The sequence below is a fragment of the Niastella sp. sgz303648 genome, from assembly GCF_059587045.1.
In genome coordinates this window covers 107,348-130,137 of record NZ_JCAPSW010000023.1, presented here as the reverse complement: position 1 = coordinate 130,137, position 22,790 = coordinate 107,348, and the positions used below count along the sequence as shown (strand labels likewise).

The following is a 22,790-nucleotide window of genomic DNA, read 5'->3' as shown; positions in this document are numbered from 1 at the left end:
GCGCAATCCGGCGGGACAGGTTATTGCTTTGATAAGTAGCGATTGAAATTCGATTAGTTAACTTTTAAAAATTAAAAATCATGAAAAGTAAAATAACTTATACGTTTAACCGGGCTAGCGGTGCTTCCCTGGCCACGCTCACCCGTAACATTGTGAGCAATTTAAAAAACAATGCTCAGTTTCCTAACATCACCGAGGCTGTGGCAGGTATTGAAAAAGCCCTAAATGAGTATGACGTGGCTTTATCCAATGCCGCCGGTCGCGACAAAACAATGGTATCGATTAAAAAAGATAAGCAGGCTGCATTGCGCGAATTACTGTTCAGTCTGGCTGTTGTTATAACCCAAATAAGTAAGGGCGACAGATCGATGTTATTGAGTTCCGGTTTCGATGTTAGCAAAGAGCGGGATAACCCCCGCAAACTACCACCTAACCTTGTTGTTGACCTGGCTGTGCCAGGTGAAGCAACGATCAGGTTAAGGAGTTTCGGACGAATACGGGCATACGTTCATCAGTATACTTCCGATCCGCTAACACCCGAAAGCGTTTGGGCCGGTGAAACCACCGCCTCTCGCGAACACACTTTCCGCGGTCTTAAATCCACCGCCAAAATGTGGTTCCGGGCGATAGTTCTCAATCGAAACGGAGAGTCGACGTACATAGAGCCTGTTTTGCGGGTGATACAGTAAGAAGGTACTGAGCGGGCTTGCCCTGAGCATAGTCGCGAAGGATTAACCTAAAAGACCGGCGGCGCGAGTTGCTGGTTTTTTTGTGGGGGAACGAAATGTAGAGATTGCCTAACGTCAAGAGAGAACTAAAAATATTTAATAAATAGCCATCCATTTTCAACGATTTTGTAATTTGCTGGAAGGTGTATGCGATGAGAAGTTTGCGATTCCAAAGAAAAAAACATTAGTAGCATTTTATTCCTGCTCCATGGTTAAGCTAAAAATAGGGGATGTGTTTCGTTATGCGAAACCATATAGTATTGCGTTAAAACAAATGGATGGTTATCCGAATCATTTCTACGTTACAAATTATGCTAAGGGTAATTTGGTATTGCTTGACAGTGGAATTAATCCAATTGCGGAAATAAAGGCGGTTGATGGGAAAAGAAGGCCTGCCATATTGATAAGAAGTAGTCCGCATAAAATTGGAAGCGAAGATACGCCCTGGCAAGATATTTTTGATGTAGATAATGGGCATATAAGATATTATGGGGATAATAAGACACCCGGTAATGATCCGGCTTTATCAAGTGGAAATAAGGTTTTGTTGAATGCATTTGAGACCTACTATTCAATAGATAAAAGAAAGTATTCAGTTCCATTAATTTTCTATAAGGCAGTAACAAGAAATAACAAAGCAAAAGGATATATTGAATTTAACGGATTTGGCATTATAAAAGGAGTTGAATTGATTACCCAATATGATCGACAGGGAAAAACATTTTCAAATTATGCTTTTGACTTTCAGGTTTTTTCTTTGAAAGAGAATAATGAGTTATTTAATTGGGAATGGATAAACGATAGAAGGAATGATCAATTAGGCGTTGATGAAACACTTAAAAATGCCCCGATTTCGTGGTGTGAATGGGTAAAAAATGGAAATAAGGTTCTAGAAAAATACAGGAGGAGAGTATCTAAATTACTAGTTTCTTCAAATAAAGAGCAATTGCCACATAAGGGAAGTAAGGAAGAGGGGGTGCTTTTGGAAGTTTATAAATATTTTAAACAAAAAAAGAAGAAATTTGAAAGTGTAGCTTCTATCGTGGCTGCTAAAATTATTAAAGATCAAATAGGTCAATATCAAGAGGGATGGATTACCCCAGCAACTTCTGATGGAGGTGCAGACTTTTATGGAAGAGTTGATATTGGCAATGGATTTGGAAGAGCTAAACTTATTGTTTTAGGTCAGGCTAAATGTGAAAGCCTTAAACAAGCAACAGGTGGTAATCACATTGCAAGAACAATTGCTAGATTACGACGAGGTTGGATTGGCGTATATGTTACTACTAGTTATTTTTCAGAGCCAGTCCAAAGGGAAATTATAGAAGACGAATACCCTATAATGTTAGTCAACGGCAAAAAACTGGCAGAAACACTTATGAAAATTATGCATGATGAGGGTTATAAGGATATTCAAGCTCTTCTTTATGAGTTAGATTCAAGGTATGACCAAATGGTTAAAAATAGACGGCCAGATGAGCTGCTTTTTGAGTAAGAAAGTTAATAGCAAGAGCAGATTTTTTACCTTAAATTAGCAATATGAAATCTCGCAAAGCATCGAATAAATCAAAGGAATTAGGCAAAAGACTAAATAGCCGGCTAAAAGGCCGGGCGAGGTATAGAGACTATATTTTAAATACGCATGATTTTTCTGAAGTAGAAGACAGTCCGGAGGCTTTTGTAATAATCAAACAGCTTGCTGCCAGGGCTGGTGAAAGTGCTGCAGTTGAAGCTAAAGCGGCTGGGTTAACTCGCATATTCGTTAGAAATAATCAAATAATTCGACTTTATCCCAATGGTAACGAAGAAGTGGTAGTTGCAAATCTTCCCAAAGGCAATAAGTTTTATATTAATTATAAACCGTCTACTATTTTTCATGCCCGTAAAAAGTAAACGGCTCAGGGTAATGGCTGGTCCAAATGGCAGCGGTAAAAGTACTGTGCTAAAAGCAATACGTAACACATTCTACAGCGGACCTTTTGTGAACGCCGATGAAATAGAAAAATCATTCAAGGAAAGAAAATTACTGAATCCTTTTGCAGAATATGATTTGCAGATATCCGATAAAGAATTTACTCTTTTTATTAATGGACCAGGTAAAAGTTGGATGCGAAAGGCCGCTGATGAAAACAGCAATATCAGTATTGAAAGCAAGGATGGTATACTTTTAGTAAAAGAAACACCTTCGCCTTATGATGCGGCATTAGCTGCAGATTTTTTAAGATATCAGTTATTAGAAAGAGAGAAAACATTCACTTTTGAAACTGTTCTTAGCCATCCTTCAAAAATTAGTTTTTTGCAGCAAAGCAAAGATGCAGGATTTAAAAACTACCTTTATTTTATTTGTACAGTATCACCTGAAATAAATGTAGAAAGAATACAGCATCGTGTAAAGTTAGGTGGGCATGATGTTGCGAGGGATAAAATTAACAAAAGGTATTTTGAATCTTTAAAAGTTCTTCCCCAGATAATTCCTCTTTGCTATCGCACTTATTTATTCGATAACTCATCAGAAGTACCTTCTATTGAGCCGGTAGCTGAAATAGATAAAATGGGTGACTTAATTATACAAAATAAAGATGTTCCGTGGTGGATTGACGAATTTGTGATTAAGCCACTTTATTCGTAAGGATACGTTAATTATAAAAAAATTATTGCATCTGTTCCCAATAAGTACTCCCACGCACTGTTTCCAGGTATAAACACGGTAATTCGCCCCCAATGCGCATTTTATTGATTTACATGGCCAAATTACATTATATTTGCTTATCTATACACACACATTATCTGCTGGACCTATGCTCCGCAATTACTTAAATATCATTAAATCTTGCGCTTTACAGAATTTGGATTCCACCCCGATTTATTAGAAGGCATTGAAGCCTCGAATTATGAAAACGCTACCCCCGTTCAGGAGCGGGTTATTCCACCTATTCTGGCTGGCAAAGACATAATCGCCTCTGCCCAAACCGGAACTGGTAAAACAGCTGCTTTTCTACTTCCCCTCATACACCGGCTGCTTACTCATCGCATCGAAGGTCAGGTAGGCGCCCTCGTGATTGTTCCTACCCGTGAGCTGGCTATTCAAATTGCCCAGCACCTCGAAGGACTTTCCTACTTTACTCACCTCAGTTCCATTGCCGTTTATGGCGGAAATGACGGTAGTAACTTTGTGGCCGAGAAAAAAGCTTTGCAGTCGGGTACCGATATAGTTATTTGTACCCCAGGCCGTATGATCGCCCACCTGAACATGGGCTATGTACAGTTTAAACAACTGCAATTCCTGGTACTCGACGAGGCCGACCGTATGCTGGATATGGGCTTTCAGGACGATATCAATAAAATCATTGGCACCTTGCCGGCTAAACGGCAGAATCTGCTTTTTTCGGCTACCATGCCCGATAAGATCCGCCAGCTGGCACGAAACATTTTGGTTGACCCTGTTGAGATCAACATCGCTATTTCGAAACCGCCTGAGAAGATTGTTCAAAAAGCCTTTGTGATTTATGAACCGCAAAAGCTGCCATTGTTGAAGCATGTTTTAGTGAATGTTCCCTATAAAAGTGCACTGATATTTTGCAGCCGTAAACAAAGTGTAAAATCATTGGTACGTGAACTGCAAAGGGCTCGTTTTCAAATTGCTGAAATTCACAGCGATTTGGAACAGGCACAACGCGAAGATGTATTGAATGGTTTCACCAGTGGCCGTATACCTATTCTGGTCGCTACGGATATTTTAAGCCGTGGTATCGATATCGATACCATCGACCTGGTAATAAATTACGATGTGCCCCGCGATGCCGAAGATTATGTGCACCGCATCGGCCGTACGGCAAGAGCCGAAGCCGATGGTATGGCGTTTACCCTCGTAAGCGAAACCGAACAAAATAAGTTTGCCGGAATTGAAAAATTAATAGGTAAACTGGTTGATAAAGCTCAGGTACCCGAAGAACTGGGCTCAACACCCGAATATCGACCCCGCCACCGCTCAGGTTCGGGTGATAATAGAAGAAGGCAATTTCATCACGGAAAATCGAAAAGGCGGTAGCCGTAATACGTTAAACGGAAAACGTGAAACGTGAAACGGCAAATGGTTACAACATAGCAGCAACGAAATCACTAACCGGAAACTGATAACAGGTAACCGGTATCCGGTAACTGGCAACCGTTCTAAAACAACCGCAACTGTACCCCCTTTGATCTTTTCTTTGGCGGCTCTGCTTTGCCAAATACAGTGCGTCCTCCATACTGCCACGACTCATTACGCTCTTTTTCGATCAGCTGATCGAAATTGTTGTTGGGTATAAAATCCTTTTCAGCCTTTTGTGCCAGCTCGTTTAATTTTTTGATGGCCTGCAGTTTGTCGCTCTGACCTATTTTGGCTTTTTGCACGGCATTTTGCAGCGTGGTGATGGTTTCATCATACACTTTGGTGGGAACAGGAAATGGATGTCCGTCTTTACCTCCATGGGCAAATGCAAACCGGGCAGGATCTTTAAACCGGGAGGCTGTGCCATGTATCACTTCGCTTACTAATGCCAGTGATTGCAACGTGCGCGGACCCATTCCTTCGAGCATCAGTAGCTCTTCAAAATCAGCTGGCTTTTTTTCGTGAGCCAGCCATAGCATAGCGCCCAGTCGTTTCAGGTCTACATCTTTTGCACGAACATCGTGATGCGCCGGCATAATAAGCTGTTGTATTTCGGGCAGCATAACTGCGGGTGATTCTTTCGATACGCTCAATATGCCTTCACGGGTAGAAGCTGCTGTGGCATCTACAAGGTTTAAAATATGGCCGGGATGTAAACCGCAAATAGCAGTATGCGGTTCGTTTACGAATGATTGCAATTGCTGCGAATGCCAGTGATATCGCCGTGCGGTGCCGGTTGCATCGTTCAGGCCTTGTTGAATAACCGTCCACTGTCCTTCATCGCTAACTATAAAACTATGCAGGTACAACTGAAAGCCATCCTGCACTGCTGTGTTATCAACCTTGGCACTCAGCTTACTGCATCTTACAAGATGTTGTCCGTTGAGCCCGGTTTGTTCCCCGATCGCCAGTAATTCATTGGGCACCTGCCGCGAATATTTTCCTTTACCACCGCAGATATAAATGCCCAGTTCTTTTGAATATGGATTGATGGCTTTTTTCAATGCACCCAAAACCGAAGTTGTGATGCCCGATGAATGCCAGTCCATACCCATCACCGCACCCAGACTTTGAAACCAGAAGGGATCGCTCAGTCGTCGAAGCCAGTCGGCTTTGCCGTATTCCATTAATATTATTTCAGTAACTGCCAAACCCAGTTTGGCCATGCGTTCGGCCAGCCAGGGCGGAACCGCACCATAATGCAGGGGAAGATCAGCAGTGCCTGAGCGTTTCATATGCTAACAAAGTTAGCAAATCCTTCGACTTCGCTCAGGACTTTCTTTGCTCAATAGAAGCTTTGCCGGGAATAGCACGAATGAATACTGATGATGTATTCACCATTGGCCATTGACCATTCACCATTCACCAATATGTTAAAGTTGCATGCAACGCACATCCTGCGCCCGTGGTCAGTTAAACTATTAAACCGGTTTTATTTCTATGTAAAAAAACAGGTTATGAAAACGATCAGCAAAATAAGTTTGGTGGCAGTACTGGCTATTGCATTATACAGTTGCGGTCCTACGCGTGTGATGGTAGCTACCCAACCCGAGCCACCCGTTTATGTTCGCCCTGTTGCGCCTCACCCGGGCTGGGTTTGGGTCGATGGCGACTGGTATTGGCGAAACGGACATTACGTATATCATCGCGGTTACTGGGCTTCTCCAAAACCAGCTCATACCTTTGTGCCCGGTCATTGGGTGCGTCGTGGCAATGGATGGTTCTGGGAAAGAGGTTACTGGCGCCGGTAAATAATAATGAATATTTGTTTGACCAGTTTATTGTTTGTTTATGATTCCTGAATAAACAATATGTATATATCTGCTCTTAAATATCAGTAATAGCGCTTCAGATACTTTATCTGCTCAGAACTCAAAAACACTCAACTTACAATATAAAACATAGCGCAGTAGGATGGTCATCCCGGCCACCCTTTGCCTTAATGATTTTCCTGCAGCTTGTGGGTTCAGATAAGTGCCTTGTTCATTAACCGGTTTTGGGTTCTTCAACAGGTATACGATATGCATTCAAACAAGCCTTGTTATGAATGCCCGTAACCAACTAAGGATATTTTACACCGGGGCACCACAGCAATCTGAAATTTATGAAAGGCAATCCTGCGCTATATGGTTGAGTTCGCTGTGACAATAATACCGGCTCCAAAATTATACACATGTTCTAAACCCGGCGTTCGATTGTGGGTGAACTGCGGTTTTATGTATGTGAAAAACCATTTAGATGTGATGTAATGTAAAATTGAATGGTATAATATTTATATAATTTGCATATGTTTTTATGTAGCATTTAAACTGAAAGAGCTTTGTTGGAATGAAAAACAGATTGAACCGAAAAAATGCTGTTTATACTCCGGGTTCACGAACTACTGTTTGCATAAATTATAACGATGTTCGCCATATACTCGAAGTTGAATTTATTTCAGGTAAAGTATATCAATACCTGCATGTGCCATATTCACTCTGGAAAGAATATGCAACTGTAGTGGCCGAAGGCGGTTCTTCAGGTAGCTTTTTAAATTCAAGAATTAAACCTTTTTATTCTTACATAAAAATATCAGTTGAATAACTGCATAGGTTATCATGATAAGGCACACTTTCAACGTGTGCCTTATCTTTTTCACAAACAACTAATGTCGCGGCGAAGGTGTGAATGCCGTATTCGGTGCATGCGTGCCCTCTTTAATTTCTTCGATCATTTTTTTATTGAAGGCTTCAAGATCTTTGGGGCTTCGACTGGTTACAAGGCCGTTATCAACAACCACTTCCTTATCAACCCAATCAACACCCGCATTTTGCAGATCAGTTTTTAAAGAAGGATATGATGTCATTGTTCGGCCATTGATCATGCCTGTTTCAATCAGTAATTGTGGTCCATGACAAATTGCTGCAACCGGTTTCCCATCCTCCAGAAATCGTTGAGCGAATTCCACACATTTTTGATTCATGCGCATTTTATCAGGATTCATTACACCACCGGGAATTACCAGCGCATCGTAGTCTTCGGGTTTTGCTTTATCAACAACAATATTCACCGGAAGTTCAATCGACCAGTGATCATGGTCCCATGCTTTTACCGATTTCTGTTGAGGCGATACAATGTCAACCTGTGCACCGGCTTCTTCAAGCGCTTTTTTAGGACTGGTTAACTCAGATTCTTCAAAGCCATTTTCAGTAATGATGGCTACCTTCTTTCCACTTAGTGTTGCCATAAAAACTCGTTTTGAAATGAGTAATATAAACGAACAATTGTAAGTGCTTCAAAAATCATGCACGCCATAAGCAAGGCACAAGGCTCAGGGAACAGGAAGAGTTACAGGTTTCATATTACAGCACAGGGAAAAAGTTACAAGGTCCAGGTTACAAGGTACAAGGCTTTTAATGCAAATAGGTTTAATAAACATTAGAATGCCTGGGTTTACACATGTACCCTGCATTCTGTACCCTGAAACCTGTAATTGGTAATCAACAACTGGTAACTGGCAACACATCAACTGCAATCTTGTATTTGCTTACGCCTTCTCCCTTGTGATTTTATATTACAACAACAGGTTATAACAACATTATGCGTAAGTATAACCGCTAATAGTTGCTTTTAACCGTTGGTGTATACAAACCATATAACCTGTAACGCGCGGATACTTTTGCCGACTAAATCTGCAAATAATTTTTATTCATGAAAAAGTTGATTTTGATAACATTGCCTTTGCTGTTTTCTGCGGCTATTACCAGGGCCCAGCAAATATCAGGTAATGTGAAAGACGAACAGGGTAAGGGTTTATCAGGCGCAACCGTTACACTTAAAAAAGTAAAAGACTCTGCTTTGGTTAAACTGGCTGCTACAAATGCTGCCGGTGCTTATTCGTTTACCGCAATTAATGCAGGTAATTATTTTGTAGCTGTTTCGTTCATTGGCCATGATACAAAAAACTCAGCTGCCTTTGAAGTAAGCGGCAGTGGCAATGTAAGTGTTCCTGAAATTGCATTGGCCAAAGCTTCGGGCAATATGAAAGAAGTTGTAGTTGCCGCCCGTAAACCTATGGTAGAAGTAAAAGCCGATAAAACCATTTTGAATGTTGAAGGAAGCGTAAACTCTGTAGGACAAGATGCATTGGAACTCTTGCGCAAATCACCGGGTGTAATGGTAGATAAAGATGATAACCTCACCCTCAGTGGTAAAAATGGCGTTCAGGTGTATGTTGACGGTCGTCCCACGCCTTTTTCAGGAAAAGATCTTTCTGATTACCTGAAAACCCTTCAGTCGTCTTCTATTGAATCTATTGAAATTATTACGAACCCTTCGGCTAAATATGAAGCTGCCGGTAATGCCGGTATCATTAATATTAAACTGAAGAAGAACAAATCGTATGGGACCAATGGATCTGTAAATGCCGGATACAGCCAGGGTGTTACACCTAAATACAATGGTGGCTTTTCGATCAACCATCGCAATAAGAATTTCAATTGGTTTGGTAACTATAGTTATAGCAAATCCACCAACGAAAACCATATCAACCTGCATCGTGAACAACTCGATACCTTGTTTGATGGTAAAACAGTGCTTAATGTCGACAACAAAAGCCACAACTTTAAGGCTGGCGTAGATTACTTCATTAACAAGAAAAGTACAATCGGCATTATGGCAAATGGTACGTTAACCGATATGGATCTGGATAATCGCACACGTACTGATATTTCCTATATGCCAACCAAACAATTGAACAGAACGTTGGAGGCTAATAATACCAATAGTTCAATAAGAAACAATATCAATGGTAATTTGAACTACCGGTATGCCGATTCAGCAGGCCATGAGTTGAATATGGACGCTGATTATGGATATTATCATATTAAAAGCGATCAGGATCAGCCGAATTATTATTACGATCCCTCAAATAATTTAATTGGTGACCCCCGTATTTACAAGATGCTGGCGCCTACTGATATCAAAATTTACAGCTATAAAGCCGATTACGAACAGAACTTTAAAAAGGGACGTTTAGGTCTTGGTGGCAAAGTTTCTTATGTAGAAAGCGATAATGATTTTAGCCGGTACGATGTGGTGGCAAACGTTAAAAACCTCGATCGCATACACAGTAATTATTTTCTTTACAAAGAAAATATCAATGCAGGATATGTAAACTACAACAGACAGTTTAAAGGGTTTATGGTGCAGGCTGGTGTGCGCGTTGAAAATACCCACGCTACCGGTCAGTCAAAAGGAACAAAAAGTGATAGTACAGGGTTCGTAGATTATGACTCTACCTTTACCCGCGACTATACCAACCTGTTTCCCAGTGCAGCCATTACGTTCAATAAAAATCCTATGAACACAATTGGCTTTACCTATAGCCGCCGTATCGACCGCCCGGCTTACCAGGACCTGAACCCTTCTGAATTCAAGCTCGACGAATTAACCTACAGAAAGGGTAATACCGGCCTGAGACCTCAGTATACCAATACTTTTGGAATCACGCATTCATACAAATACCGGTTAAATACAACATTGAATTACAGCCGGGTTAAAGATGTGTTTACCCAGTTGATAGATACAACTGAAAGGTCAAAGGCATTCATGACGCAAAAAAACCTGGCTACGCAGGATATTGTTAGTTTGAATGTGAGCTATCCGTTCATGTACAAATGGTATAGCATATTCGGTAACCTGAATGCATACTATTCACATTACAAAGCCGATTTTGGCTCCGGCAGAACAATTAACCTGGATGTATATGCCTTTAACTTTTTTGCACAACAAACTGCCCGTTTGGGTAAAGGATGGACTGCCGAAATGAGTGGTTTTTATACATCACCTTCTATTTGGCAGGGTACATTTAAAAGCAATCAGTTATGGAGCATCGATGGCGGTGTGCAGAAGACGGTGTTAAAAGGAAACGGAAACCTGAAAGTATCGGTGAGTGATATTTTCCATTCAATAAAATGGAAGGGTACCAGCAGCTTTGCCGGTCAATATGTAGTAGCCAATGGCTATTTCGAAAGCCGCCAGTTAAAAGTAAACTTCACATACCGTTTTGGAAACAGCCAGGTAAAAGCTGCACGTCAACGTAAAATTGGTACCGAAGAAGAAAACAAACGTACAGAAGGCCAGGGTGGTGGAATTGGTGGTGGTAATAAATAAGGCATAAAGGCACAGGATGCTGGAAATAAGAAGTAGGAAGTAAGAACAGTTTTCTGAACGAATGGTACAAGTTACAGGTTACAAGTTACACGGTTCCTGGCCGTGAAAACCAGAAACAAAAAACCAGAAACAAGAAACACAAACAGCTTTTTCATAATAAGTGAAAATCCTCTCTGTAGCAGGAGGGGATTTTTTTTGCTTACTGTTCTTCGCTACTTTGCAGTACTTTAAAAATCCTATATACCATGCGTGTTTTTGCAGGTCCTTTTTGGTTTGTAGTGTTATGTATAGCTGCTGCTGTATACAGTTGTGCGCATAACCCCTATGCCCAAACAAATAAGTTGTATAAAAAACAGGCAAAGGAACTTGCTAAAGCACTGAAGCCGGTGCCCAATAAACTGTACCTCGATTCGGCGATCATGCCGGTTTATGCAGTGGGTACCACCAACTTCGATTTGCGCAAACCTAATTTTGTGATCATTCATCATACCGCACAAAATTCCTGCGAACAAACATTAAAAACCTTTACGCTGCAGCGTACCAAAGTAAGCGCTCATTATGTTATTTGTAAAGACGGCACCATACATCATATGCTGAACGATTACCTGCGTGCCTGGCAGGCCGGCGTAAGCAAATGGGGTAACTTCACCGATATCAATTCATCGAGTATTGGTATTGAACTGGATAATAACGGAAACGAACCTTTTCCCGAACCGCAGATCACCAGCCTTATAAAACTGTTGGACACCTTAAAGAGAAACTACTCAATTCCAACCCCCAATTTTATAGGTCATGCCGATGTAGCTCCCGGCCGCAAGGTTGATCCCAATGCCTTCTTTCCCTGGCAAACACTGGCCCAGCGGGGTTTTGGATTGTGGTACGATACCACCGCCGTTGTAGTGCCTGAATATTTTAACGCACCGCAGGCGTTACGCATCATTGGATATAATGTGAAAGACACCATGGCTGCTATAAAGTCGTTCAAGCTGCATTTTGTGCAGCAGGATACATCGCGCATGCTCACCGATGATGAAAAAAAGATCCTGTATGATCTTTCGCGCAGGTATCAATAAGGTAACTTATATATGTAGTTGCTAACTGTTGAAGTCCTGAATCTTGTGACTTGCTTGTTCGCCGGGCTTTAGCGAAGGTGAATGCTTTATGCCTTGTGCCTTGTATTTTGAGCCTTGAATCTTTTTTCTTATGCCTTGTTCCTTGAGCCTTCTATTGTAATTCTTCACAAAAATACCCGGCCCGTTTCAGGATGTTTTCTACTGCCCGTGGAGAAAGGTCGCGGGATTCAATTCGAAGTATTTTGTCTTTATCGTACAGGTCAACATTCCAGCGTAAAACGCCCTTCAGCGTATTGATATGGGGCGATACAGCATTGATATGCTTTTTAAAGCGAAGATTGGTTTTAAAAACGAGCACTTCCATAAGTGTTGACTGTAACATAAAACTGAATTTCGGTTATTCATTTCGTGGTTCGCCGGTGTTTATATTTTGTTCATCAAATCGGTTGCGGAATGGTCCCCGGCAGCGGGTTTTCCACTCATCTTTAAATTTTTGTCTTTCTTCGGGCGACATGTTCTCCCATTTTTCTTTCATGCGCTGGCGCCATTGATGTTTCATATGCTCACGTTTATGATGCCATCCACCAAAACCGCTGAATAATATTTTTGACAGTACAAGTATGCCCAATGCCTGCCAGAAGGTGATGATTTTTACCCCCAGCACTTGTGGTAATATTGCATTCCACAAAGACATTACTATAAAGGTGAACAACATGACAAAGCCGGTACCGAATACCAGTATCATAAGGGCTTTGCCAAACCAGAATCTGCGTTTCATTTTACACGTTGTTTAATAGTTTAATAATTCATCTTTCAATGCGCCGAGCCGCTCGCGCAGGTGTAGTACTGCATATCGTTTGCGGCTAAGGAGGGTGTTCACTGTTTCGCCTGTTTGTTCGGCAATTTCTTTAAAAGGTACTCCTTCCAGTTCGTTCAATATAAATACCTGTTTTTGCTCTTCAGGTAATTCGTTGAGGGCGTTATTCAATTCTTCCCAGAACAAATTGCGCAGGTAATCTTTTTCGGGATTATCACTTGAATCGAATAAAAACTCTGTCCAGTTCAGACCTCCATCTTCACCTTCTTCATCCCCAAACACATCTTCCAGTGATTCGGGTCGTTTTTTTCGTTGCCGGTCGATGATCTTATTGCGGGCTACCGTAAACAGCCAGGCGGTCATTTGCTCAATAGGCTGCGTGTTACCAACAAATTGGTAGAATACATCCTGCAATATATCCTCAGCGTCGGCCTCATTCTTTACCCGTTTGCGGATAAACCCCATGAGCCTTTTGCTGTAATCGGTAATGACCTGCGTAATATTGCGTTTCCTTTCTGCCGTCATGCCGGGTGCTATCGTCAGCGTCTCCTTCATGTATATATTTGGGTAGACGACCGGCGATTGGTTATATTTTAAAGTTGGTAAAAAAAATGGAAGCAGAGGTCTGCAGAGCAACTGAAGTCTGAGGTCTGAAGTCAGACAACCCCGAAATTCGAACTTTCCTTTGTTTTTTCCAGCTTCGGGCTTCTGACTTCCGGCTTCCGACCTCATTATCCATAATTACAGCTTATACCCTATATTAGTGATTTGTAAACTATATGAAACATGAAATTCGGAAAACTGCCGGAAAATGAGCTCGATACGGTAGATTTTAGTCTACCGGCCGAACCTGCCGGTAATGTTAAAATTCTGGGCGGCTCAAAAAACAACCGGGTAGGCATACATATCGGATGCCCGCAATGGGGTGTTCCGGGCTGGGTGGGCAAAATTTATCCGGCCAAAGCAAAGGAAAGAGAATTTCTGGGCAACTATGTTCAGCATTTTAATTGTATTGAACTGAATGCCACACATTATAAAATTTATGATCAGGCAGCCATCGGCCGGTGGGCCGAAAAAGCCATCGGAAAGGATTTTTTGTTTTGCCCCAAAATGTATCAGGGCGTAACCCATGTGGGCAGCCTGATGGGCAAAGGAGGGATGATTAACGATTTTCTACAGGGTATTAAATCCTTTAACCAACATCTTGGGCCTGTATTCATGCAACTGAGCGATTCGTTTGCTCCCAATCGCAAAGAAGAATTATTTACTTTTTTACGGTCACTGCCAACAGATATATCATTTTTTCTCGAAGTGCGTCACCCCGAGTGGTTTGCGCAGGCGGCAGTTCGTAAAGAGTTATTCAATACATTGTATCTGAATAAAACAGGGGCCGTTATTACCGATACCGCGGGCCGAAGAGATTGTGCGCACATGTACCTTACCGTTCCCAATGCGTTTGTACGGTTTGTGGCGAATAGTTTACATCGCACCGATTATTCGCGTATCGATGCCTGGGTTGAAAGAATAAAAAACTGGATTGATAACGGCTTGCAAAACCTGTATTTCTTTGTGCATATGCCCGATGAATTGTATTCACCCGAGCTGACTGTTTACCTGGCCGATAAATTATATGCTGCCTGTGGTGTGCAAATACATAAGCCGGTGTTTATTGAACAGGGTGCACCGCCAAAAGGTGAGCAGATACGGTTTTTTGATTAGGAATATCTCGCGCAAAGCCGCAAAGCTTTTTCTTAGTGTCCTTATAGATCGCGAAGCGATCAACTTTGTCTCGCCATGGCTGGACGCCTCCGCGAGAATTAAAAAATTCTTAAACAAAACGATATTGATTGCCCACTGCCCACTGCCTGTCACCTTCACTTTACTTCAAACAATTCCTCCCATCTTGTAGTATACCGCTTGCTGCGCAGTTCCTGCCGCATCTTCCAGTTTCGGGTAAGGCCCGAGGTGGCAAATTTCAATACATCGTCGCGCATGCTGAAGTTGATGTTATCCATCATATCCATTAACAGCCGCTGATATTTTTGGGTGCCCTGTGAAAATAAGTTGCCCTGAATCGATTCATCAGGCTCAAGTCCGGCCAGCATAACACCGGCTTTTTTGTATGATTTTCCGTTTTCGTACAGGGCTTCTACCAGTTGCACAGCCGGCTTAATCAGTTCATTGGTGCTGCTGGTAGCGGCGGGCAGCGTAACATGCGAGCTTACGCTGGCGCCCCGGCGGAAACTTACTTCATAGTTCTGTTCTTTAGGTACAATAAAAACACTGATCACTTTGGCGGCACTATGTTGCCGGCGTAGTTTTTCAGCTGCCCGCGAAGTATAGGTAGCAATGGCCTCTTTAATATCGTTGATGTCGGTTACCGGGTGACCGAACATGCGGGTAGTGGCTATCATTTTTTTATTTACCAGCGGTTTTTCCATTTCGCGCGACGGTATGCCTTTCAGCTCCCTGATCAGCCGCGCGCCGGTAACGCCGCCCATATGCGTGTGTGCCCATTCTTCGGGCATGGTGCTTAGCTCCCAGGCGCTGGTAATTCCCTGGTTAATGAGTTTTTGCGCATAGGCATATCCAACACCCCAGATGTTGGTTACACGGGTTTGCCGTAAAGCAGCCACCTGTTCTTCGCGCGTGGCCAGCACTTTTACGCATTGGGTGGCCTGTTTATTTTTTTTAGCGAGGTAATTGGCCAGCTTGGCCAGTGTTTTGGTTGGCGCTACTCCTATCGATACCGAAATGCCGGTCCATTGTTCAACTATTTTTCGGATGTTCATGGCAGTATCATACAACTGCTCTTCGGGCACATCGCTTAAATCAACAAAGGCTTCGTCAACCGAATATACTTCTACCTTGCCGGCATCACCTGCAAAATGCCTTAATGTTTCCATTACCCGCCAGCTTAAATCGCCATACAGGTTATAGTTCGACGAAAACACCGAAATATTATGTTGCTGAATCAATGCTTTGGCTTCGAAGTAAGGAACCGCCATGCCCACGCCTGCAGTTCTGGCTTCATCGCTGCGCGAAACAATACAGCCATCGTTGTTGCTTAATACCACTACCGGCTGATGCAGCAGATCGGGCCTGAACAACCGTTCGCACGAACAATAGAAACTATTACAATCAACGATAGCTTTCATTTGATCAATTATTTGGTTGCGTTAGTGAACCTTATGATTTTCGAAACCTGTTTTATTTAGAAATTCATTCGGACTCTGCTAAATTTTAAAGTTCCTAAATCTACAGGCTACTTCGGGTTTGGAGTAGCTCCGCAAACCGGAGCTACTCATTTGAACATAGGATGGCTTAATGGAATGGTTAATTATGTTGTTGTTTTTGTTGATTAGTGAAAAAGGCGTTGAAGTGAGTGACACAACGAAGCTTCATAGTAGTACAACAGGTGATGCAAAAAATAACTACACAGGATGTATACTATAAGTTACCACGCCCCAGATGCTGAACGAATCGCATGACGCATCAATTTCAATAGGCGCCAGCTTAGGTGTTTCGGGTATTAACCGCATTTTATTGAATGTTTTTTCAAAACGCCTGATAAGCATTTCGCCATTTAAACTGGCTATTACTACCTTACCGCTCACCGCTTTTATACTTCGATCTACAATTATAGTATCGCCATCGAAAATGCCGGCGCCGGCCATGGCATCGCCTCGCACTCGCAAAAAGAAAGTAGCCGGTTTATTGCGAACCAGTTGTTCGTTCAGATCGATGCCACGTTCCATGTAATCATCGGCTGCAGCTCCGAAACCTGTAGCATCGGCAGTTTTAACATCCTGTTGCGAGAACTGTTTTGATCCCCGGTACGATGTTCCGTGAAAAAGATCCCCCTCCATATAAAATATTTTGCTGTACTAAAATATTTAGTAAATTTATACTAAATTTATGATCCAATAAAAAAAGTTTTATGAATACCGGGTTAGTAAAAAACACACCATTTGCCTGGAAGGGTGGCGGGCAACGGGAGTACAGGCTGGTAATACATCCTGATACGGTTGTATACGACAAGATCATGGATGAAAAGCAGCACTTTGCTATGAATTATGGTGTTGAAAGTGTGGCTAAATCCTTTCCATATGTATTGGTGGCTGGTTTTTATGCCGGTGAAGGAATGGAAGAAACATTAATCCGGTGGATTCAGCGGATCTGCAGCCAGCACAATTGCTTTGATATTACACTCAATAATTTTGGCGGGTTTCCGCAACATGCCATTTACCTGCGCATTCAAAATCCCCAGCCGGTACAACAGCTTGCCCTTCAGTTAAAAACGCTGGATAGTCATGTATTGGCCATGAGTGGTTTTGCCGGGGAACGTACACCCCATTTAATTTTTGCCGGTGAACTACCTGAACAGGTGTACGAAAAAGCGATGCCGGCGTATTCACGTAAAAGCTTTCATGATTCGTTCCTGGCAAATGAAGTGGTGCTATTGGGGCGCGACCATCCTTTTGCCGCCTGTAAACCAATAACCGTATTCCGTTTTTTACCTGCTAATCATAAATCTTATAGCGAAGTGGCCTGAATCATTCATTCATCTTAAAAAAGAAAATTATGAAGCTCAATATTCAATCTATACCCGGTTGCCGTATCAACGAATACCAGTTGGTGTTGAATCCGCATGAAGAGTTGCGTAATAAGATCATGAAGATCAAGAGTGAGTTTAGTGAAACGTACCACAACAATATGGCAGCAGGGAGTAAGCCGCATATTGCGCTGGTTCGGTTTACACAGCTCGAAATGATGGAAGAAAGAATCGTAAACAGGTTGAAGGTTGTTGGCATGGGATTCAGGCCATTTAAAGTTGAATTAAAAGATTACGGAAGTTTTCCGTCGCACACCATATTTATCAATGTTATTACCAAAGTGCCTGTTCAGCATCTCGTACGCGAAATACGGGAAGCACAACGGTTAATGAAACCGGATAATGAACATAAGCCACATTTTATCGATGAACCATTTATTGCCATTGGCCGCAAGCTGGTACCCTGGCAATATGAAAAGGGCTGGCTCGAATATTCGCACCGCCATTTTACCGGCCGCTTTATTGCCGATAAAATGTTGTTGCTGAAGCGACGGTTGGGCGATAGATCGTGGCAGATAGCACAACGGTTCGATTTTATGAATTTGCCCGTTACGACAAAACAAGGGGAGTTGTTTTTATAGCCTGCTTATAGTTGTACCGTTTCAGCCTTTTTCTACTAAAGTAAGCTACTCCTGTTCCGCATTTGCGGAGCAGGAGCGTCGAACGGGACTCTGAAAATATTGAATAATGAATTTTGAATGATGAATGTCGAATAATTATTACTAAGCATTCAACATTAGTAATTTGATTTCGACATTCGACATTGAACATTCGATATTCGATATTCTACAGGGTGAGATATGAAATTGTGACCTTTTCAAACCAGCTTTTATTATGAAAGAATTTAAACAGGACCACTATCGCGTTTCACCCAAAAAAACCGAAGAAGGGGATAATTACCAAAAAGGCCGGGGCGCCCAGATCAATACAAAAAACCGTTTTTTAAAAGATCAGCGTGTGCAGGAACATGTTGAAGGAATTGATGACTGGACCGAAAAGCAGGAAGCCACCCAATATATTGAGCAGGAAGCCAAAAGTCTGGTAAATAAGGTAGATAGTCCCGATGTGGGTATGTGGTACAGCATGAACCCATACGCAGGTTGTGAACATGGCTGCATATATTGTTATGCCCGCAACACACATGAATACTGGGGCTATAGCGCCGGTTTGGATTTTGAACGAAAGATCATCGTGAAAGTAAATGCTCCCCAGCTGTTGCGTAAATTTTTAATGCATCCGAAATGGGAGCCGGTACCTATAAGCATAAGCGGAAATACAGATTGTTATCAGCCCGCCGAACAAAAATACCGGTTAACGCGCCGGTTGCTCGAAGTGTGCAATGAATTTAATCAGCCGGTAGGGTTGATTACCAAAAATGGTGGCATGGTGCGTGATAAGGATATATTGAAAGAAATGGCCAAAAAGAAACTGGTTTCAGTTCTGGTATCTGTTACTTCACTGAACGAAGACCTGCGCCGGGTGATGGAACCCCGCACTACCACATCTATGCAACGGTTAAGACTGATAAAGGAATTAAGCGACGAAGGCATACGCATGGGCGTAATGATGGGCCCCATGATCCCCGGTTTAAATGAACATGAAATGCAACGAATTATGAAAGCGGCCAGGGAACATGGCGCTTCCTTCAGCGCTTATACCTTTATCAGACTAAATGGGTCAGTTAAATTATTGTTTCACGATTGGTTGTATAAGAACTTTCCCGACAGGGCCGACAAAGTCTGGCATTTCATTGAACAGAGCCATAATGGCCAGGTTAACGACTCACGCTGGGGCGTACGAATGCGTGGCGAAGGCGATATTGCCGAGATGGTTGCCCAGCAATATCGCAAATACGGTAAACTGTATGGACTGAACGCAGAGGAGATGGATTTGGATACAACCAATTTCAGGCGGCCTGGTGCACAGGGAAGGCTATTTGACTGAAATTTGAATGGAGCACCGGGCCCCTTTTTTCCTGATTATTTTATATAGCATTTCTTTGGCGCGCATAATATCTTTACAAAGGCAAGTCACTTCCCGGGCATCTTCAAGTATGGTTAACCGCGACAGCGATTGTTCCAGTTCCTGTATTTTTCCCCGGTAATAATATTCCATCACTTCTACTGAATCGGCCAGGATCATTTGAAAGGCTTCAGTGTTTTCTTCAATGGATGAAACACCGGTCAATGTGCTTTCAATGGCAGAGTTTTGCTGTCTCATGAGATTAAGGAATTAAAAAGTTATAAATGTTCAGTTGGGCCGAATCTCTTCCACGGTTATAAAGGGAAATGAGAAATCAGGAATGAAAAATTAAAAATGAGAAAGGCGAAATCGGGGGGTACTTTTTTATTTCTAATTCTTCATTTGTCATTTTTCATTTTTTTTGGGGTTGTTGCTTCAAAGTTCCTTTTTACAATATCTTTTAACAAGCGTTGAAGTACCAAAATTTGAAAGTAGTAGTTGTATGGAAATTAAGTAGTTCTACTGATTTGCCAGCAGACATTACCCTATATCTTTAGCGCCCGTTTTAACCAAAATTAGTTTATATGGCAGCCAACTTAAAAAAGTCGTTACTGACTAACCCTCATGCACTAATCATCCTTTTGGGAGCTTTGTTGATCGGTTCCTGTAAAGGAGAACCAAAACCCGGAAAAGATCAGGTATGTATCCACGTACCAAAAGACACTTCTGATCTCGGGCGTATCGATCACTTTATTCCTTTGAATACCATCAAACGGTTTAAAGAGGACTTTAACAACGTTCGCGACAGCTTTTCAAGGTCGTTCCCCAATGTGTATTTGCCCCAGGCCGAAGTGTTCAATAAAGCGGCCCTTGTAGATGTGCTTAAGCTCGATAATGTTGTTGGTCTTAAAATATATTATGGTATTAAACCCGGCCAAAAGAAGCAGTTACGGGTTATGATAGTAGGTGTAGACAAAGACGGCCACGACGTGTACATTCAGAAAGGATCAGGCCTTGCAACAGAAGCCAATGGAGAACAAGGTGGGTTAGAGTATGGCCAATGTCCGCCCCCATGTGTCAGCGGAGCCCAGGAATGATATCTTATTTAATTAATATCAGGTGAGGTTTTACGAATGCTAACTCCTTTTCAGCAGTTTATTTTTAGTCTCAGCATAATTTTCGCTGTTATAATCGGGATAGTAAGATTTAGAAAAATGGATCCATCTTACTATCCCTTTATATATAACATTTGCCTTGCGTTGCTCATCGAAATAACGCATCAGATTTTAATGAGCAACGGCTATAGCCATCCTTTAGTGGCAGTGTTGAATGTATATGGTTTTCTGGATTTTTTCCTGTTTACCTGGTTGTTCCATAACTGGGGTTTATTTAACCGGAAAAGATCGGTTTTTATAACCGTTGTGAGTATATTTTTTGTTATCTGGTTATTAACCAACGTGATTTATAGCCAATTTAGCAGGGGCCTGAACATATACTTTGCCATCATCTATTCATTTGCGCTTATTTTTTTCAGTGTTAATACCTTTAATAAAGTAATTGTTCATGCGCGTAGCAGCATATATCGGAATGCGCAATTCTGGATATGTTTGGGGGTCATTATCTTTTATTCATTTTTTACTGTGTTAAATGCCAGCAGATTTATAATTCTTATCAAGCACAATATGAGTTTGGCATTTTGGCATAAATTACATGAGATTACTCTATTTTCAAATGTTTTGGTTAACCTCCTGTATGCAGTTGCAGTATTATGGATACCAGCGAAAAAGAAATATACAACGTTGTTTTGATAGTTGTTGGTGTTGTTGGAATAACGCTGATTTATTTCATTATCACCATTATACGCTATCAACGACGCAGTTTACGACTGCATAAGGAGAAGATACAGGCCGAAATTGATACCCTCGAAAAAGAACGCCGCCGCATAGCCTCAGACCTGCACGATGAACTGGGCCCCCTGCTATCGGCCGTTAAACTGCATATCAATAGTTTGAACACCACCGACCCATCTGATGAGGAGGTGATCAGCAAGTCGAGCGCTTACCTCGACAGCATCATTCGAAAACTTCGCGAAATTTCAAATAACCTCATGCCCAATACGCTGGTACGGAAAGGGCTATCCAAAGCCATCAGCGAGTTTATCGATAACAACCGCGGGGCATACGGATTAGAAATAAGATTCATATGTGAATACGAACTTCACCTGAACCAGCATAAAGAAGTAAACATCTACCGGATCATTCAGGAAATTCTACATAACACCATAAAACACGCCGAGGCATCCCTGCTGATCATCAAAATTGTGGTCGAAGGAGGACGTCTTTTGTTAATGACGGCCGATAATGGTAAAGGATTTGATTATTTTGCTAAAGTAAAAGATAATCCAGGCCTTGGACTTCGTAACTTGCAAAGCAGAGCCGAGGTGATGGGGGGTGAGCTTACCTGTCAGTCTGAGCCAGGTAAGGGCACCACGTATACGATTGAAATTCCTATTTGACCAGTACTTGACCAGAACCAGGTGTTATGAAAATTTTGGGCAATATTAAAGTTGCTATTGCAGACGACCACGAAATCTTCCGCGATGGGTTGCGGGCAATGTTGCAAAAACAACAGGATATTTTGCTGGTAGCAGAAGCTGCTAACGGCAAAGAGTTGATAGAACAGGTAAAAGCTCACGAACCTGATATTGTGATCAGCGATGTAAAGATGCCATTGATGGACGGCGCCGCCGCTACCCGCCACCTAAGCGAAAACTATCCCCATATAGGTATAATCGCCCTTACCATGTTCGATGAAGAAGACCTGATTATCGAAATGCTCGAAGCAGGCGCCCGGGGTTACCTGTTGAAGAATGCCGATAAACATGAAATTGTGGAAGCCATTAAATCGGTTTATCAGCAACAGCCTTATTATTGCAGGCATACCAGTAACAGACTGGCCCAGATGGTGGCCAAAAGCAAATTCAACCCGTATAAGCAAAAACAAAAACCCGATTTTAATGAACGGGAAATTGATATCATTGCCGACATATGCAACGGGTTTACCAGTAAACAAATTGCCGAAAAGATCTTTTTAAGTGTACGCACTGTAGAAGGCCTGCGCCTGAAGATCATGGAAAAAATGGAAGTAAAAAATACTGCCGGCATAATCATCTACGCCATCAAAAATAACCTGTACAACACGGGGAATATATAAAATGGCCCGGGTTTTAAAACACCGGGCCATTGAATGTTTATTTATCTGTGTAATTCAGCACGACTAAGCTTAAATATAT

24 protein-coding genes are annotated in these 22,790 nt (G+C 42.0%); 16 read left to right on the top strand and 8 right to left on the bottom strand.

All coding sequences use genetic code 11. The features are described 5' to 3' along the window. Positions 1 to 80 precede the first annotated feature (80 nt). The 5 genes from AC59IL_RS36100 (at position 81) to AC59IL_RS36080 (ending at position 4,776) form a co-directional block, all read left to right on the top strand. Entirely contained in the window at positions 81 to 689 is a 609-nt protein-coding gene (locus AC59IL_RS36100; protein WP_496557110.1) for a hypothetical protein, read from the top strand. A gap of 172 nt (positions 690 to 861) precedes the next feature. Continuing rightward, the gene (locus AC59IL_RS36095) at positions 862 to 2,223 is read left to right on the top strand and encodes a restriction endonuclease (protein WP_496557109.1); all 1,362 of its coding nucleotides are present in this window, start codon (positions 862 to 864) and stop codon (positions 2,221 to 2,223) included. A gap of 44 nt (positions 2,224 to 2,267) precedes the next feature. Beyond that, positions 2,268 to 2,621 (top strand): hypothetical protein, encoded by a 354-nt coding sequence (locus AC59IL_RS36090; RefSeq protein ID WP_496557108.1) that lies wholly within the window; start codon positions 2,268 to 2,270, stop codon positions 2,619 to 2,621. Continuing rightward, positions 2,605 to 3,357, top strand: coding sequence for an ATPase (locus tag AC59IL_RS36085; RefSeq protein ID WP_496557107.1), 753 nt, complete (start codon positions 2,605 to 2,607; stop codon positions 3,355 to 3,357). Before AC59IL_RS36090 ends, AC59IL_RS36085 begins: the two co-directional genes overlap by 17 nt. A 201-nt stretch (positions 3,358 to 3,558) precedes the next feature. Next, a complete protein-coding gene (locus AC59IL_RS36080; protein ID WP_496557106.1) occupies positions 3,559 to 4,776 on the top strand; it encodes a DEAD/DEAH box helicase in 1,218 nt (405 codons plus the stop codon). A 122-nt stretch (positions 4,777 to 4,898) separates the two neighbouring features. On the opposite strand, the gene AC59IL_RS36075 is transcribed toward AC59IL_RS36080, so the two are convergent. Continuing rightward, the gene (locus AC59IL_RS36075) at positions 4,899 to 6,113 is read right to left on the bottom strand and encodes a DUF763 domain-containing protein (protein WP_496557105.1); all 1,215 of its coding nucleotides are present in this window, start codon (positions 6,111 to 6,113) and stop codon (positions 4,899 to 4,901) included. 222 nt (positions 6,114 to 6,335) lie between these two features. Here AC59IL_RS36075 and AC59IL_RS36070 point away from each other — a divergent pair, with 222 nt between their 5' ends. Further along, positions 6,336 to 6,629, top strand: a complete 294-nt coding sequence (locus AC59IL_RS36070) for a hypothetical protein (protein WP_496557104.1) — start codon at positions 6,336 to 6,338, stop codon at positions 6,627 to 6,629. Between the two features lie 577 nt (positions 6,630 to 7,206). Continuing rightward, positions 7,207 to 7,461 (top strand): KTSC domain-containing protein, encoded by a 255-nt coding sequence (locus AC59IL_RS36065; RefSeq protein ID WP_496557103.1) that lies wholly within the window; start codon positions 7,207 to 7,209, stop codon positions 7,459 to 7,461. 61 nt (positions 7,462 to 7,522) lie between these two features. Here the strand turns inward: AC59IL_RS36065 and AC59IL_RS36060 are convergent, their stop codons facing one another. Beyond that, a complete protein-coding gene (locus tag AC59IL_RS36060) occupies positions 7,523 to 8,104 on the bottom strand; it encodes a type 1 glutamine amidotransferase domain-containing protein (protein WP_496557102.1) in 582 nt (193 codons plus the stop codon). A gap of 464 nt (positions 8,105 to 8,568) precedes the next feature. On the opposite strand from AC59IL_RS36060, the gene AC59IL_RS36055 reads away from it, so the two are divergent. Beyond that, positions 8,569 to 11,031 (top strand): TonB-dependent receptor domain-containing protein, encoded by a 2,463-nt coding sequence (locus AC59IL_RS36055; protein WP_496557101.1) that lies wholly within the window; start codon positions 8,569 to 8,571, stop codon positions 11,029 to 11,031. Positions 11,032 to 11,276: 245 nt separating this feature from the next. After that, positions 11,277 to 12,104 (top strand): N-acetylmuramoyl-L-alanine amidase, encoded by an 828-nt coding sequence (locus AC59IL_RS36050; protein ID WP_496557100.1) that lies wholly within the window; start codon positions 11,277 to 11,279, stop codon positions 12,102 to 12,104. Positions 12,105 to 12,255: 151 nt separating this feature from the next. On the opposite strand, the gene AC59IL_RS36045 is transcribed toward AC59IL_RS36050, so the two are convergent. Genes AC59IL_RS36045 through AC59IL_RS36035 form a run of 3 tightly spaced genes read right to left on the bottom strand, consistent with a single transcriptional unit; the run spans position 12,256 to position 13,476 of the window. Next, the gene (locus tag AC59IL_RS36045; protein WP_496557099.1) at positions 12,256 to 12,486 is read right to left on the bottom strand and encodes a hypothetical protein; all 231 of its coding nucleotides are present in this window, start codon (positions 12,484 to 12,486) and stop codon (positions 12,256 to 12,258) included. A 15-nt stretch (positions 12,487 to 12,501) separates the two neighbouring features. Then, positions 12,502 to 12,882: a hypothetical protein gene (locus AC59IL_RS36040; protein ID WP_496557098.1), complete on the bottom strand. Its 381-nt coding sequence runs from the start codon at positions 12,880 to 12,882 to the stop codon at positions 12,502 to 12,504. A gap of 12 nt (positions 12,883 to 12,894) precedes the next feature. Continuing rightward, positions 12,895 to 13,476 carry an RNA polymerase sigma factor gene (locus tag AC59IL_RS36035; protein WP_496557097.1) on the bottom strand — a complete coding sequence of 194 codons (582 nt, stop codon included), beginning with the start codon at positions 13,474 to 13,476 and terminating at the stop codon, positions 12,895 to 12,897. Positions 13,477 to 13,707: 231 nt separating this feature from the next. On the opposite strand from AC59IL_RS36035, the gene AC59IL_RS36030 reads away from it, so the two are divergent. Continuing rightward, positions 13,708 to 14,640 (top strand): DUF72 domain-containing protein, encoded by a 933-nt coding sequence (locus AC59IL_RS36030; protein WP_496557096.1) that lies wholly within the window; start codon positions 13,708 to 13,710, stop codon positions 14,638 to 14,640. Positions 14,641 to 14,795: 155 nt separating this feature from the next. On the opposite strand, the gene AC59IL_RS36025 is transcribed toward AC59IL_RS36030, so the two are convergent. Beyond that, positions 14,796 to 16,079, bottom strand: a complete 1,284-nt coding sequence (locus AC59IL_RS36025; RefSeq protein WP_496557095.1) for a Y-family DNA polymerase — start codon at positions 16,077 to 16,079, stop codon at positions 14,796 to 14,798. Between the two features lie 276 nt (positions 16,080 to 16,355). Next, on the bottom strand, positions 16,356 to 16,790 hold the full coding sequence (locus AC59IL_RS36020; RefSeq protein ID WP_496557094.1) for a LexA family protein: 435 nt from the start codon (positions 16,788 to 16,790) through the stop codon (positions 16,356 to 16,358). A gap of 71 nt (positions 16,791 to 16,861) precedes the next feature. Here AC59IL_RS36020 and AC59IL_RS36015 point away from each other — a divergent pair, with 71 nt between their 5' ends. From AC59IL_RS36015 to AC59IL_RS36005, 3 genes are all read left to right on the top strand, one after another. Then, positions 16,862 to 17,476 carry a 2'-5' RNA ligase family protein gene (locus tag AC59IL_RS36015; protein WP_496557093.1) on the top strand — a complete coding sequence of 205 codons (615 nt, stop codon included), beginning with the start codon at positions 16,862 to 16,864 and terminating at the stop codon, positions 17,474 to 17,476. A gap of 29 nt (positions 17,477 to 17,505) precedes the next feature. After that, positions 17,506 to 18,117 carry a 2'-5' RNA ligase family protein gene (locus AC59IL_RS36010; protein ID WP_496557092.1) on the top strand — a complete coding sequence of 204 codons (612 nt, stop codon included), beginning with the start codon at positions 17,506 to 17,508 and terminating at the stop codon, positions 18,115 to 18,117. Positions 18,118 to 18,370: 253 nt separating this feature from the next. Continuing rightward, entirely contained in the window at positions 18,371 to 19,480 is a 1,110-nt protein-coding gene (locus tag AC59IL_RS36005; RefSeq protein WP_496557091.1) for a PA0069 family radical SAM protein, read from the top strand. On the opposite strand, the gene AC59IL_RS36000 is transcribed toward AC59IL_RS36005, so the two are convergent. After that, positions 19,469 to 19,756, bottom strand: coding sequence for a tudor domain-containing protein (locus tag AC59IL_RS36000; protein ID WP_496557090.1), 288 nt, complete (start codon positions 19,754 to 19,756; stop codon positions 19,469 to 19,471). The two genes, AC59IL_RS36005 and AC59IL_RS36000, sit on opposite strands and share 12 nt — an antisense overlap. A gap of 326 nt (positions 19,757 to 20,082) precedes the next feature. On the opposite strand from AC59IL_RS36000, the gene AC59IL_RS35995 reads away from it, so the two are divergent. The 3 genes from AC59IL_RS35995 to AC59IL_RS35985 all read left to right on the top strand — a co-directional run bounded on the left by AC59IL_RS35995 (position 20,083) and on the right by AC59IL_RS35985 (position 22,711). Beyond that, positions 20,083 to 20,595, top strand: a complete 513-nt coding sequence (locus AC59IL_RS35995; RefSeq protein ID WP_496557089.1) for a hypothetical protein — start codon at positions 20,083 to 20,085, stop codon at positions 20,593 to 20,595. Positions 20,596 to 21,266: 671 nt separating this feature from the next. Further along, on the top strand, positions 21,267 to 22,013 hold the full coding sequence (locus tag AC59IL_RS35990; RefSeq protein WP_496557088.1) for a sensor histidine kinase: 747 nt from the start codon (positions 21,267 to 21,269) through the stop codon (positions 22,011 to 22,013). Between the two features lie 26 nt (positions 22,014 to 22,039). Beyond that, positions 22,040 to 22,711 (top strand): response regulator, encoded by a 672-nt coding sequence (locus tag AC59IL_RS35985; RefSeq protein WP_496557087.1) that lies wholly within the window; start codon positions 22,040 to 22,042, stop codon positions 22,709 to 22,711. Positions 22,712 to 22,790 lie beyond the last annotated feature (79 nt).